Here is a 14,804-nt window from a genome sequence, read left to right on the forward strand (position 1 = left end):
CGAAATCAGAAGCGAATTGAAGAATATATTCGTAATCAATTACAAGAAGACGTGATAGCAGATCAGCTCAGTCTTTTTGAGGAGTATGATCCGTTTACAGGTGAGAAGAATAAAAGAAAGTAATCTTAAAGAGACCCGCTAGACGGGTCAGCTAGCAAAGGTGGTGCTGAAGGGAAACCATTCGGTAGGCCTTTAGGCCTCGGCCGGAAGCAGAGGCTTTCAGCCGAAGAGCAAGCCACCCGTTCTCACGGGTGGTTTTGACTGCTATTAAAAAACGTCTGAGCATGTCCCAGACGTTGAAAAAGTAATTAATGAGCGAAGGTATTTACACCAAGTAGAAGAGAGAGTGTTCCCATGATGATACCTGCAAGGATAACTCCAAGCATAACAGCAATAACACTACGTTTAAAGTCCCAATCTAGGATAGATGCTGCTAGGGTACCAGTCCAAGCTCCTGTTCCTGGAAGCGGAATTCCCACAAAAAGTAGAAGGGCCCAGAAGACACCCTTATCTCCAGCAGCTTTTTCAAGTTTTTGGCCACCACTGTGACCTTTTTTAAGACACCAGGTAAAGAAGCCAGCAATTAGAGGTTTATCTGCCCCCCATTCGAGGACACGGCGGGCGAAGAAGAAGATAATTGGAACTGGAATCATGTTCCCAATGACACAAAGAATTAGGGCTTGCCACCAAGGGATACCTGAGGCGATAGCAACAGGAACGGCTCCACGGAGCTCAACCAAAGGAATCATAGAGATTAAGAGTGCAATGATGTATTTCATGAGTAACCTTTCATAGGGGAATAAAATAAGAGATAAGACTCAAAATGACATGAGCTTTATCGAGAGTGATAAGACTAATACTACTGCGAAAGTGCTAAAAAGTACTTGTTGGATTAGGTGGGTCTCAGCCTGTCAAAGTGGATAGAAAATTTGAATCAAACACCTTAAGTTACCTAATATTTTAGTCTTATTTATTGTATCTTATATGGTCTCTAATGACAACTTTAAAAAGCTTTTTGAAGGTATAGTTTCCCATGAGCTGACATTTTTGGTATAATAATAGTCAGTTATAGTCAAATTAGACTGGAGGAATTAAGATGGCAAGAAATACATCAGATAGTATAGAAGAATATATTAAAGAATTGCTGGGCCAGTCTGGAATTGCTGAGATTCAACGCTCGAACTTAGCAGATACTTTTCAAGTTGTACCGAGTCAGATTAACTATGTTATTAAGACTCGTTTTACAGAAAGTCGTGGTTATATTGTTGAGAGTAAACGTGGAGGTGGCGGTTATATTCGTATCGTCAAGGTCAGATTCTCCGACAAGCACCACATGATTAATGATTTGCTTCAGAACTTGGCGGATCAGCTCAGCGAGCAGGTATTTACAGACTTGATTCAGTTGCTTTTTGATGAAAAAATCATCACTGAACGTGAGGGAAATTTGATTTTAGCAACTGCTAGTGATGATGTTTTAGGCGAAGATGCGGCCGCTATTCGTTCGCGTATTCTGCGCTCGCTATTACTTAGATTGGATAGAAAAGGAAATTAGATGACGACATATTCAAGAAAAATGCAGGCCATTTTCCATCGTGCTCAGCTTGAGGCAGAGCGTTTTGGAAGTCCCTTCTTGGAGACTTGGCATGTGCTTCTGGCTATGGTTGAGGTTCCAGGATCTGTAGCCTACCTAACATTTACTGATTTTGAGGACCGTATTCGTGCGGAAGAGATTGAGACCGCTGCTGTACTAGCGATGGAGAAAAGTCCAAAAGACTTGTCTGAATCAGATATTATCGATTTACGTGCACAGTCACATGCTTTAGGGGCTATGTTGCAAGAGGCAGAGGGAATTGCTAGTGTAACTGGTGCTGTAGAGGTAGGGTCTGAACACGTATTGATGGCCTTTCTCCTTCATAAGGATTTGATGGTTTGTCGCCTCCTTGAAGTCGCTGGTTTTCAATATAAGGATGATAGTGATAAGCCTCGCATTATTGATTTACGACGTTCTTTGGAGCGTTACGCAGGTCTTAGTAAGCAAGATTTGAAGGCCATTCACGACCTTCGTAAGCCTAAAAAGTCAAAGGCATCAGGGAATTTTGCTAATATGATGCAGCCTCCTCAATCTTCTACTGGGGAACTGTCAGATTACACCAAAGACTTAACGGCAGTAGCCGAGTCAGGTGCCCTTGATCCTGTTATTGGACGTGAGAAAGAAATTTCACGCATGATTCAGGTTTTAAGCCGTAAAACGAAGAACAATCCAGTTCTTGTGGGTGAAGCAGGTGTTGGTAAGACGGCCCTTGCGCTTGGTTTGGCACAGCGTATTGCTTCGGGCGAGGTACCTTTTGAGTTGGCTGATATGCGTATCTTAGAGCTTGATATGATGAGTGTGGTTGCCGGAACACGTTTCCGTGGCGATTTCGAAGAACGTATGAATCAAATCATCGATGAGATTGAAGCTGATGGAAAAATCATTCTCTTTATTGACGAATTGCATACGATTATTGGTTCTGGATCAGGTATCGATAGTACCCTGGATGCGGCTAATATTTTGAAACCTGCTCTAGCACGTGGGACTCTTCACATGGTTGGAGCAACCACTCAAGCTGAGTATCAAAAGCATATTGAGAAAGATGCAGCCCTCTCCCGTCGTTTTGCTAAGATTACAATCGAGGAGCCAAGTGTAGCTGAGGCGATTGATATTCTAAAAGGCCTACGGTCGTCTTATGAAGACTATCATCGTGTAACGATTACTGATGAGGCGGTTGAGACAGCAGTCAAGGCAGCCCACCGTTATTTGACGAGTAAAAACTTACCTGACTCTGCCATTGACCTTTTAGATGAAGCGAGTGCAACTGTTCAAGGTCGTATCAAAAAAGAAGCCAAACTTGAAATAACGCCTTTGGACGAAGCGCTTCTATCTGGTGATATGAAGGCTGCTGTTAAACAATATAAGGCTAGCCAAAAAGCAAAATTACCAAAACCTGCCTTGGTAGATGCAGATCAGATTATGCAAACCCTTAGTCGTCTATCAGGTATTCCTGTTGAGAAGATGACTCAGGCAGATAGCAAGCGTTACTTGAATCTGGAAGCAGAGCTTCACAAACGTGTTATTGGTCAAGACGAAGCAGTTTCAGCGATTAGTCGTGCTATTCGTCGTAACCAGTCAGGTATTCGTACTGGCAAACGTCCGATTGGTTCCTTCATGTTCCTTGGACCTACTGGTGTTGGTAAGACAGAATTGGCCAAGGCTTTGGCGGAGGTTCTCTTTGATGATGAGTCAGCTTTGCTTCGCTTTGACATGTCAGAATACATGGAAAAATTTGCGGCTAGCCGCCTTAACGGTGCTCCTCCAGGTTATGTTGGATATGATGAGGGTGGTGAGTTAACAGAAAAAGTTCGTAACAAGCCTTACTCAGTTCTTCTTTTTGACGAGGTAGAAAAGGCTCACCCAGACATTTTCAATATTCTCTTACAGGTTTTGGATGACGGTGTCTTGACGGATAGTCGAGGTCGTAAAGTTGACTTCTCAAATACCATTATCATTATGACTTCGAATTTGGGAGCGACTGCTCTTCGTGATGATAAGACTGTTGGTTTTGGAGTCCAAGACATTTCTCATAATCACCAAGCTATGCAGTCACGTATCATGGAAGAACTTAAGAAGGCCTACCGCCCAGAGTTTATCAACCGTATTGATGAAAAGGTTGTCTTCCATAGTTTAGAGGAAGAGCAGCTTCGTGAGATTGTCAAGATTATGGTAAAACCGTTGGTATCAGCTTTGGCTGAAAAAGGGATTGACTTGAAATTCCAACGAGCTGCCCTCAAACATTTAGCTAAAGATGGCTATGATGTTGAGATGGGTGCTCGTCCATTACGTCGCACGATTCAAACTCAGGTGGAGGATAAGTTATCTGAGCTCTTACTAGGTGGCCAAGTAGTTAGTGGACAAACCCTTAAGATTGGATGCTCGAAAGATAAATTAACCTTTACAGTAGTGTAAAAATCAAACAAAAAGACAGATTACAGGTGTAGTTTGTCTTTTTGTTGTGTCAATAGGAGTCAAGATAGAGTCAATCTTTCTGTAAAGTTGGGGTAAAAGAAAAAGCCGAGCAAAGCTCGACTGTAATGATTAGAGTTTTTCGTTGACAAAGTTGACAAAGTGATTCCACCAGACCTTGAGGAAGAAGCTTTTCTTAACTTCTTTACCAGCAACCAGTTCCATGCTAGGCATACCTTGGTTAGGCAAGTAACCTTCTCCTACAAGCGACTTATCTTCAAAGGTAGCTGTTCCAACCTTGTTACTTGAGTTGACGGGGGCTTGGACTTGATTTGTAGTGACTTTAATGTGTTTACTATTGTTAGCATCTATTTTTTGGATGATATTAAAGTCAGACTTAGCGACAGCAGTGACTTGCTTAGATTTACCATCAAGGACATGGGCTTGACTTTTACCGATAGCTTGCCCTTTTTTGGCAATGGTCTTGCTTTCCCAATGATAGACCACATAATTAAGTAGGTCATTGGTTGCAGTAAAACGGGCGTAGTCATCAGTATCGGTATTATCAGCATTCAAAATGACTGTAATAATGCTCATACCACTTTCATTTGAGTGGGCCACGAAGGAGGCACCGGCTAAATCAGTGGTTCCCGTTTTTAGGCCATCCACCCCTTTACGGTAACTAGGTTGTCCCTTAAGCATATAGTTGAAGGTTTTAAGTTTGTTAACACCATCAAAATCAGCCTCAGTTTTTTTAGTGATATCGAGAATTTCAGGATATTCTTTCACCACGTGTTGTGCAATGATAGCAACATCTTTAGCACTCATGGTATTTTCTTCGTCTGATTTAGAGCCTGGATAGATATTGTCACCTAAGTAAGAATTATTGAGACCAGAGGCATTGACAATCTTGGCATCAGTGATACCCCAATCTTTAAGTTGGGCTTTCATCATGTCGACAAACTTACTTTCGGTTCCTCCGATTTCCTCGGCTAGAGCAATCGATGCACTATTGGCACTGGAAATAAGAGTTGCGTCAAGAAGTTGTTTGACAGTGTATTTGCGGGCGTCTAGTGGAATATTAGATACTCCGGCACTGACAGTTAGTTCAAATGGGTAGTCAGAAATGTCAACTTTGCTGTTCCATTTGAGGTCTCCCTGATCTACCGCTTTATAAACCATATAGGCTGTTAGAAGCTTGGTAATAGAGCCAATCCCCGTAGAGGTGGTTGCATCTTTTTCGTATAAAATTTTGCCAGTAGTAGCTTCGACAGCGATGGCATGTTTGGCTGCGGCATCATATCCTTTTTTCTTATCTGCTGCAAAAGCAGGGGCTACGCTTCCCAGACAGAGTAAGAAGGTCATCATAAGCGTAATCAGTTTTTTCATGGTTTGTTCCTTCATGTGTTTTGGATATTTATTATACCACATTTTGAGAGGAACATAAGGTGTAGAGAAGGGGCATTTACTAACAGGACTAATTTTGAAGGCAAGATAAAACTACCTTTTGATAGCTAAAAGGTAGTTTTGTGTTTACTTATTTCCTGTAAAGAAATTAACGATATGGTTCCACCAAACTTTTAAGAAGAAACTTTTCTTGATAGATTGGTTGGCTGTTACCGAAATTTGAGGCGGATCAGAGATGTAACCTGTTCCTACGAGATTCTTATCATCAAAGGTTGCTGTTCCAATAGTGTCACCTTTTTTGATAGGTGCTGTTATGGTTTTTGCTTTGATTTTAACAGCATCATTTTTGCTGTTTATTTTTTGAATGACTGTAAGGTCTGACTCGAGCTTAGCAGAGATGGTTTGACGGTCTCCATCGGCTACCTTAATATCATTTTTCTTGATGATTTGTCCCTTGGTGTTGAGGGTTTTGATTTCCCAGTTTTGAGTCACATAATCTAGCAACTCATTTGTGGCTGTGAATCGAGCAGCTTCATCCTCTCCGCCATTGTCCGCATTCATAACAACTGTAATCAAACTCATGCCATTTTCATTGGAGTGGGCTACAAAGGATGCCCCTGCAAGTTCGGTTGTTCCAGTCTTGAGTCCATCAACGCCTTCACGGTAGTTGTCTTGCCCCTCCAACATGTAGTTGTGCGTCGTTAATTTGTTGTCACCTTCGAAATCAGTTTCGGTTTGCTTGGTGATTTCAAGTACCTGAGGATAGTCTTTGATGAGGTGGTCTGCAATAATGGCAACATCTAGGGCGCTCATCGTATTCTCGTCGTCTGGTTTTGAGCCAGGATAGCGGTTATCCCCAAGATATTTATTATTTAGACCAGAAGCGTTAAATAATTTAGCATCTGTAATGCCCCATTCTTTTAGTTGGGCTGTCATAGTGTCAACGAAGGCACTCTCTGATCCTGAGATTTTTTCAGCCAGAGCAATAGCAGCACTGTTAGCGCTGGAAATGAGGGTGGCATCTAGGAGTTGTTTAACAGTGTATTTTCGGGAATCCAGTGGGACATTTGAAACTTCTGAATCAACGGTTAAGTTGAAAGGATAGTCTGAAATATCTACTTCAGTGTCCCAGGTAATTTTTCCTTGGTCAACTGCTTTATAGACCATGTAGGCTGTTAGGATTTTAGTCATTGAAGCCACACCATCAGGGGTAGTGGCGTCCTTTTCATAGAGGACTTTTCCTGTAGTTGCTTCGATAGCAATCGCATGTTTAGCGGAAACATTGAAGTCATCTGTCTGTTCTTGTGCTAGAGCAGGTGTTACTAGGCCTAGTAAGATTAAGGCAATCATAATGATGTGTTGTAATTTTTTCATAGTCATTCCTTTGTCTCTCATAAGTGTTTATTATATCACAAAACGACTTAAATATCTGAGAGAAAGGGAATCTTAGCTGCTAACTTATGCCGGAGCTCTGCCATTTTTGACTATATTATGGTAAAATGAAAGTTATATCAAATGAATGACATAAAGTTGACCGGTTCGTTTTTATAAGGGCTGGTCATGGATAAAAAGAGGGATCAAACATGGCTAAACAAACTTTTGAGATGACCTTTGCAGGACGCCCGCTTGTCGTTGAAGTTGGGCAGGTAGCCAAGCAGGCTAATGGTGCTGTCGTCGTGCGTTATGGAGATACAACGGTATTATCAACAGCTGTTATGTCTAAAAAGATGGTAACTGCAGATTTCTTTCCTTTACAGGTTAATTATGAGGAAAAAATGTATGCAGCTGGTAAGTTCCCGGGGGGCTTTAACAAGCGTGAGGGTCGTCCTTCAACAGATGCCACGTTGACTGCTCGCCTCATTGACCGTCCTATTCGTCCTATGTTTGCGGAAGGTTTCCGAAATGAAGTTCAAGTCATTAACACCGTCCTCTCTTATGATGAGAATGCTAGTGCTCCGATGGCAGCTATGTTTGGCAGCTCTTTAGCTCTTTCTATTTCTGACATTCCTTTTAATGGTCCGATTGCTGGGGTTCAAGTGGCCTATGCCGCAGAAGATTTCATCATCAACCCAAGTGTAGCGGATAAGGAAATTTCACTTTTAGACTTGACAGTGGCAGGTACCAAGGAAGCTATCAATATGGTAGAGTCGGGTGCTCAGGAATTGTCTGAGGATATTATGCTGCAAGCACTCTTGAAGGGACATGAGGCTATTCAAGAGTTGGTTGATTTCCAAAATTATATCGTTGCAGCTGTTGGTAAGGAAAAGGCTGAGGTTGAACTTCTACAAGTTGATGCTGATTTGAAAGTCGAAATCGAAACGGCTTATTATGATCAGTTAGCTAAGGCTGTTCAGGTGGAAGAAAAACTGGCGCGTGAAGCAGCAACCCAGGCTGTTAAAGAAGAGGTCCTTACTTCTTATCAAGAACGCTTTGCAGAAGATGAAGATAAGGAAACCATTCTGCGTGATGTAGCAGAAATCCTTGAGCAGATGGAACATGCTGAAGTACGCCGTCTCATTACCGAGGATAAGGTTCGTCCAGATGGTCGTCGTGTGGATGAAATCCGTCCTTTGGATGCAGAGATTGACTTTCTTCCTAAGGTTCATGGTTCAGGTCTCTTTACACGTGGACAAACTCAAGCCTTGTCAGTTTTGACTTTAGCACCTATGAGTGATACACAACTTGTTGATGGTTTGGATCCAGAGTATAAGAAACGTTTCCTTCACCACTATAATTTCCCTCAGTATTCAGTGGGTGAAACAGGGCGTTACGGTGCACCAGGTCGACGTGAAATAGGTCACGGAGCCCTAGGTGAACGTGCCCTTGCTCAGGTTCTTCCAAGTGTTGAAGAGTTCCCTTACGCTATCCGTTTGGTAGCAGAAGTCTTGGAGTCAAATGGTTCTTCCTCACAAGCCTCTATTTGTGCAGGAACCTTGGCTCTTATGGCTGGTGGTGTACCGATTAAGGCGCCTGTTGCAGGGATAGCCATGGGGCTTATCTCAGATGGTACTAACTACACTGTCCTGACTGATATTCAAGGTTTAGAAGACCATTTTGGAGATATGGACTTTAAAGTAGCTGGTACACGTCAAGGAATTACAGCTCTTCAGATGGATATTAAGATTTCAGGTATTACACCTGCCATTCTCGAAGAGGCTTTGGCTCAAGCCAAGGTAGCTCGTTTTGAGATTCTTGACGTTATTGAGTCAGCAATCGCTGAGCCACGTCCAGAATTGGCACCAACAGCGCCTAAGATTGACAGTATTCAGATTCCTGTTGACAAGATTAAGGTTGTCATCGGTAAAGGTGGCGAAACGATTGACAAGATTATCGCTGAGACTGGTGTCACTATCGATATCGATGAAGAAGGTCTTGTTCAGATTTTCTCTAGTGATCAGGATGCCATTAACCGTGCTAAAGCTATCATCTCCGATCTTGTACGTGAAGCTAAGGTTGGAGAGGTTTACACTGTACCAGTTGTGCGTATTGAAAAGTTCGGTGCCTTTGTCCACCTCTTTAATAAGACAGATGCTCTTGTCCACATCTCAGAACTAGCTTGGGAACGCACTGAGCGTGTCGAAGATGTGGTTAAGGTTGGGGATATGGTAACTGTTAAAGTTATCAAAATCGATGAAAAAGGACGTATCGATGCCTCAATCAAGACCTTGCTCCCTAAGCCTGAAAAGATTGAGGACGGGGAAAATAAAGGAGAGCATCGTCACCGCCGTCGTTCTCATCACAAACCACGCCACCATAATGAAAATGGTGAAGCACCGAAAAATCCTGATAAATCAGAAACGAAAGAACAGATAGAAGAATGACAGAAAATCAAGAATTGCAAGCTTTTGATGAAACTCTAAAAGAATTTTTAAAGGAACCAGACCACTTTTTGACCAGTCTGGCTTTGGTTAATCACCTACAACGTACTCCCGTCTTGGCTGCCCATGACCTCTACGCAGTTGAAGTGGAAGGCAAGAAGGTTGTTCCTGTCTTCACTAGTGAACAGGACTTACAATCTTTCAAAGCTACTCAAGAGAGTGCTCGAGAACAGACTTGGATAAAACGTTCAAGCTTGGATATCCTAACACAACTGGTTCAGGCAGAACTTTTTGGTCTTGCTTTCAATTTAAAAGAGGATGGTGATTTCTCAAATACCACTCTGTTTGCAAGCAGTGAACTTATCCAGTTTATCAACTATTTCACTCAGACCTTAAATAATCTTTTGGGTGAGGAAAATCAAAAGGCAGATTCTAAAGATAAGATTTATCTTGTTCCAGCCTTCATTCACAAACGCGAGGAAGATGGTCAGGATGACCGTTTCTTTGCGACCATGTCGAATGCAGAGGGACAGAGTTATGTGCCTGTGTTTACGAACTTAACGAGCTTTGCAAAATGGTACGGTAACGAAACTTTTGGCCTACCTTTCCGTAAGGCTAAAGGGACGATTTTACAATGGCCACTGTCAGAAATTTACCAGCCTTCAACAGGTGAAAATGAGTTGGATAAGGTTCAAGGTGTTGTCATCAATCCGTTTGATGAGCAGCCTGAGTTAGTCGACTGGTCTTATTTTGAAGGGGATAGCGAGTAGAATTAGTGTTCACAGCTTTCCACTTTAAAGAATAGTAGGGCTACAACAAACAATAATAGCAATAATGATGTAAGGAGTGACCTAAATGGGTTGGTGGAAAGAAAGTATTGATATAGTAAAGAAAAATGACCCAGCAGCTCGGACGAGTCTGGAGGTTCTTTTAACCTACCCTGGATTAAAAGCCTTGGCTGCTCATCGTATCTCACATTTTCTCTGGCGCCACCATTGTCGACTCTTAGCGCGTATGCATAGTCAGTTTTGGCGCTTCTGGACTCAAATCGAGATTCACCCAGGGGCTCAGATTGCTGAAGGTGTTTTCATCGACCATGGCTCAGGCCTTGTCATTGGTGAGACAGCTGTTGTGGAGAAGGGTGCTATGCTTTACCACGGTGTCACTTTAGGTGGTACTGGTAAAGATGTCGGAAAACGTCACCCAACCGTTCGTGAGGGTGCCTTGGTTTCAGCCCATGCTCAGGTCATAGGCCCTATTGAGATTGGAAAGAATTCTAAGGTCGGTGCGGCAGCTGTGGTTGTTGCGGATGTCCCAGAAGATGTTACAGTCGTTGGTGTTCCTGCTAAGGTTGTGCGTGTTCATGGTCAAAAGGACGAAGAAGTTATCCACGATATTGAAGAAGGACGTGAATACTATAGCGAAAAACTAGAAGACCTTCTAAAAGCAGCTAGCTTCCACTCATCACGCCTATAAGGAAAGGAAACGATGAAACTCTTTAGTTCAAAGGTGACTCGATTGACGGTCGTGGGCCCTCTTGCCCTTGTTTACATTGCTTTACATAGAGCAGACTATAGCATGGCAGCCTTGTGGTTTTGCATTGCTCTTTTATGGGCTGGTCTTGTTTTTAAGCAACGTCACAAGTAATACTTGAGTTATGAAAAATTTATTCAAAAACAATCCTTTTTTGGTCTTCTATATAGTTGGGAGTTTCCTTTCAGCTATGTCTCTCTTGGCTCAAGGTCAGCTAGTTGCGGCTATATGGATTATCATTCTTGTGATACTCTTGTGTTTATACCTAAACCATATCAAGGATAAAAAATAGTTTCCAGTTAATTGAAAGGAATCTCTAGTGATTAAAATTTATGATACGATGACGCGTTCGCTCCGTGATTTTGTACCTTTGACAGAAAATGTTGTCAATATGTATGTCTGCGGACCAACAGTTTACAATTATATTCATATCGGAAATGCCCGTTCAGCAGTAGCTTTTGATACTATTCGTCGTTATTTTGAGTATTGTGGCTACACAGTCAACTATATTTCTAACTTTACGGATGTAGATGATAAGATTATCAAGGCAGCCAATGAAGCTGGCATTTCAACTAAAGAATTGTCGGACAAGTTTATCGCGGCTTTTATGGAAGATACTGCACAGCTTGGCATTAAACCAGCGACACAAAATCCTCGTGTTATTAACTACATGGATGAAATCATTGCATTTGTGTCAACCTTGGTTGACAAAGGATTCGCCTATGTCTCTGAAGGTGATGTTTACTTCCGAGTAGCTAAGTCAAACAACTATGCTAAATTGGCTAACAAGACTTTGGAAGATCTTGAAATTGGTGCAAGCGGACGTACGGATGCTGAAACAGAACGTAAGGAGAATCCTCTGGATTTTGCCCTTTGGAAAGCTGCCAAAGAGGGAGAAGTTTCTTGGGACAGCCCGTGGGGACCTGGTCGTCCTGGTTGGCACATCGAATGTTCAGTTATGGCGACTGAAATCCTTGGAGATACCATCGACATCCATGGTGGAGGGGCAGACCTTGAGTTTCCACACCATACCAATGAAATTGCCCAATCAGAAGCCAAAACTGGCAAGACCTTTGCCAACTACTGGATGCACAACGGTTTTGTCAATGTGGACAATGAGAAAATGTCAAAATCCTTAGGTAACTTTGTAACGGTTCATGATATGCTTAAGACAGTCGATGGTCAAGTGCTTCGCTTCTTCCTAGCAACACAACAGTACCGTAAGCCAATTAACTTTACTGAAAAAGCTATTCATGATGCTGAAGTCAATCTTAAGTATTTGAAAAACACCTACAGTCTTCCATTGACAGATCAGGTGAATCAAGATGAGTTGCAAACTTATCTTGAAGCCTTCCAGGCAGCTATGGATGATGACTTTAACACGGCAAATGGTGTGACTGTTCTGTTTGACATGGCCAAATGGATTAATTCAGGCAATTATGACCAAACCGTTAAGGATGCTTTTGAAAAAATGATCCAAGTCTTCGGTATTGTTTTCGAAGAAGAAGTCCTTGATGAAAATATCGAAAAACTCATTGAAGAGCGTCAAGCAGCGCGTGCCAACAAAGACTTTGCGACAGCAGACCGCATTCGCGATGAGTTAGCTGCTCAAGGTATCAAGCTTCTTGATACCAAGGATGGTGTGAGGTGGACACGTGACTAAACACCTTGATGTCAACCTTATTAATGGTATTGCTCTCGCTTTTGAGGGAGATGCTGTTTATTCCTTGTACATTCGCCGTCACCTGATTTTTCAAGGTCAGACCAAGCCAAACCAATTGCACCGTCTAGCTACACGCTATGTGTCGGCAAAGGCCCAGGCTAGTCTCATTGAAAAAATGCTAGAGCAAGAGCTTTTGACTGAAAAAGAGCTAGATATCTATAAACGAGGTCGTAATGCCAATAGCCATACCAAGGCTAAAAATACAGATGTCATTACCTACAAAATGTCAACAGGCTTCGAAGCAGTCATGGGCTATCTTCATATGACAGAGGATATTGCTCGCTTAGAGGAACTGATTGCTTGGTGTATTGACGAAGTTGAAAAAGAAATCTAAAAATTCTGCCGAGAGCAGGATTTTTTGTTATTTAAAGGCTATAAAAATTGTAACAGTTAGCCGGAGTTTCAACATTTAGATTATTTGAGAATCAAAGTAATTCAGCGTCTTGACAATGAAAAATAAGATGAAACTAATATTTAGCATCTTAAAAATGAGAAAATTAAGGGATGTCTGACACGTGTAAAACCCCGATATTATAGCGTTTTTTTAATAAAACTAATTTGACAGAAAGTAAAAAAAAAGTCTATAATATTAGTAAATGAGGCCATAAAAAAATGAGGAGGTGAATGGAAATAGCTAAGAAAAAAGTTTTCTATACAACTTTTGCTGCTTTGATTTTATCTAGCTTTACGCTTCAAACAGGTAAAGCAGATGAGGTTCAGGTAAAACCTGATGAAGCTAAAATAAATTATGTTAATAGTGAGGCACCAGCTCCAGTTGCTCCTCAGGCTGATCTTTCTTCAGTAGGAGCTAAGGCAGAGCCAGCGAGTCAAGTAAGTTCAGTAGTGACCTCAACGTCACTGATGGTTGTCTCTTCAAGTGAGACAGATGAGGGGCTTCTTGAGGTACATTCTCAAGTTGATATCGTGGAGACTAGCGTTTCTACGACGACACCTCATTCAGAAGAGGCTCGTGCCCAAGCTTTTGGTGAGGATCGATCAGTAGCGGCGTCTGAACGAGGAGATGCAAACTCAACATCTGATTCTGAACAAGCAAAACCAAATATTGTGCTTACTTATGATAAGTCTCGTGAGGCTACAGCGACTGCAGAGTCTCAAGCTGTAACTTCAATGTATAAGAGTGAAAGCACACTATACACATCTGAACTTGCTGGAAATACACATGCAGTTATTGAAAAATCAGAGTATTCTTCACTGGATTCTCATACGACATCTGTAAGTGCGACTCCTACTAGCCAAGCTATTGCAACTTCTGAAGTCGCTTCTGAGTCTGCAAGTACTGCAAGCTCTCTTGCATCTACGGCTCCAGAAACGAGTCAGTTAAATAATAATTCAGAAGATAGCTTAACTGTCCTTACGGTTGGCTGGAAAGATTCATCATCAACTTCTGAGGTCTTTAAAACTTCTGAAGTGGTTTCTATGTTGCAAAGTGAGAGTTTGACCTATTCGTCAGAGGTAACCTTTACGGATGGACTCATCTCAGAAATCTTAGCGACTCCAATCACTTCTGAAGTATATACCGTTGTTCCAAAACGAGACAGTACTGGAGCGCTTCTTGAAGATCAACCTGCTGTTACAGGGAATACAGATATTCTTTATTTAGCACGTGGTGAAATCTTTAACGTCAACTTTGATGTTAACAAGATGGAAGGTAAGAAGATTAAGGGCCTTAATCTAGTCCTTGATGGCAAACAAATTCATCATAGCTACTTTGTTGAAGGAACTTTGGATGAGGTCAATGCTGGTTTGAGTGCCTACCATTTGGCAGAGCAAACGACTGGTATTCATAAAATGACCTTTGAGTTGATTGATACGAATAATAATATTCATTACCTGACACAGACTTTTAGCGTCTTTAATGAAGGTGAGCGTCCAGTGACACCGGATAGTTACCGTAGGAATCAGTATTCATCAACAACGACAACAACGACTGTACCGGTTACTTATAATACCAGTGCAAATAGCTACACTGAAACCGCCAATCATATACAAGCTACGGCTGTTAATGAGTTGGCTGAGACAACTAGAGCGCTAACACAGCAATTGGCAGAACAAATTGCTGAGGTTTTGAGTGGTTGGTCTTCAGCAATTTCTGGAAATAGTTCAACAAGTACAGGTTCAATTGATATCTTCCAAGCAGCAGGTAAAACCATTACTCAAGCTGCGAGAAAGATTGCAGAATCAATCTCAGATCCAGATACAATTGGTAAGCAAGCTTTGGCTGCTGCAACTGTTGTTCTCGTTCTTCTAGTGCTTTACCTAGCAGCAATTACATTTATTTAACATGCTTTGCCCTCGTAAGAGG

At 41.9% G+C, this 14,804-nt stretch carries 11 protein-coding genes and 1 pseudogene; 9 read left to right on the forward strand and 3 right to left on the reverse strand.

What is annotated here, in order from left to right:
* A pseudogene (locus tag ADH51_RS09880) lies at positions 1-123 on the forward strand (IS200/IS605 family transposase); the annotation flags it as partial.
* 185 nt (positions 124-308) lie between these two features.
* On the opposite strand, the gene ADH51_RS05890 reads toward ADH51_RS09880, so the two are convergent.
* Complete coding sequence (locus ADH51_RS05890) at positions 309-779, reverse strand: COG2426 family protein (RefSeq protein WP_048675173.1); 471 nt, start codon at positions 777-779, stop codon at positions 309-311.
* 317 nt (positions 780-1,096) lie between these two features.
* On the opposite strand from ADH51_RS05890, the gene ADH51_RS05895 reads away from it, so the two are divergent.
* Positions 1,097-1,552 (forward strand): CtsR family transcriptional regulator, encoded by a 456-nt coding sequence (locus tag ADH51_RS05895; RefSeq protein ID WP_014633783.1) that lies wholly within the window; start codon positions 1,097-1,099, stop codon positions 1,550-1,552.
* Positions 1,553-4,003, forward strand: coding sequence for an ATP-dependent Clp protease ATP-binding subunit (locus ADH51_RS05900; protein ID WP_048675175.1), 2,451 nt, complete (start codon positions 1,553-1,555; stop codon positions 4,001-4,003).
* A 129-nt stretch (positions 4,004-4,132) separates the two neighbouring features.
* On the opposite strand, the gene pbp3 (ADH51_RS05905) is transcribed toward ADH51_RS05900, so the two are convergent.
* The gene (gene pbp3, locus ADH51_RS05905) at positions 4,133-5,389 is read right to left on the reverse strand and encodes a D-alanyl-D-alanine carboxypeptidase PBP3 (protein WP_048675177.1); all 1,257 of its coding nucleotides are present in this window, start codon (positions 5,387-5,389) and stop codon (positions 4,133-4,135) included.
* Positions 5,390-5,533: 144 nt separating this feature from the next.
* Positions 5,534-6,781, reverse strand: coding sequence for a D-alanyl-D-alanine carboxypeptidase PBP3 (gene pbp3 / locus ADH51_RS05910; RefSeq protein ID WP_048675180.1), 1,248 nt, complete (start codon positions 6,779-6,781; stop codon positions 5,534-5,536).
* A gap of 209 nt (positions 6,782-6,990) precedes the next feature.
* Between pbp3 (ADH51_RS05910) and pnp the strand changes: the two genes are divergently transcribed.
* From pnp to ADH51_RS05940, 6 genes are all read left to right on the forward strand, one after another.
* Complete coding sequence (gene pnp / locus ADH51_RS05915; RefSeq protein ID WP_048675184.1) at positions 6,991-9,228, forward strand: polyribonucleotide nucleotidyltransferase; 2,238 nt, start codon at positions 6,991-6,993, stop codon at positions 9,226-9,228.
* Entirely contained in the window at positions 9,225-9,995 is a 771-nt protein-coding gene (locus tag ADH51_RS05920; RefSeq protein ID WP_048675187.1) for an SseB family protein, read from the forward strand. The genes pnp and ADH51_RS05920 overlap by 4 nt, the downstream gene beginning before the upstream one ends.
* Positions 9,996-10,080: 85 nt before the next feature.
* Positions 10,081-10,701 carry a serine O-acetyltransferase gene (gene cysE / locus ADH51_RS05925; protein WP_014633706.1) on the forward strand — a complete coding sequence of 207 codons (621 nt, stop codon included), beginning with the start codon at positions 10,081-10,083 and terminating at the stop codon, positions 10,699-10,701.
* 376 nt (positions 10,702-11,077) lie between these two features.
* Positions 11,078-12,421, forward strand: coding sequence for a cysteine--tRNA ligase (gene cysS / locus ADH51_RS05930; RefSeq protein WP_048675190.1), 1,344 nt, complete (start codon positions 11,078-11,080; stop codon positions 12,419-12,421).
* Positions 12,414-12,815, forward strand: coding sequence for a Mini-ribonuclease 3 (locus ADH51_RS05935; RefSeq protein ID WP_002886359.1), 402 nt, complete (start codon positions 12,414-12,416; stop codon positions 12,813-12,815). Before cysS ends, ADH51_RS05935 begins: the two co-directional genes overlap by 8 nt.
* A 290-nt stretch (positions 12,816-13,105) precedes the next feature.
* Positions 13,106-14,782: a hypothetical protein gene (locus ADH51_RS05940; protein ID WP_048675192.1), complete on the forward strand. Its 1,677-nt coding sequence runs from the start codon at positions 13,106-13,108 to the stop codon at positions 14,780-14,782.
* Positions 14,783-14,804 lie beyond the last annotated feature (22 nt).

The sequence above is a fragment of the Streptococcus sp. 449_SSPC genome, assembly GCF_001073005.1.
Classification (GTDB): Bacteria; Bacillota; Bacilli; order Lactobacillales; family Streptococcaceae; genus Streptococcus; species Streptococcus salivarius_F.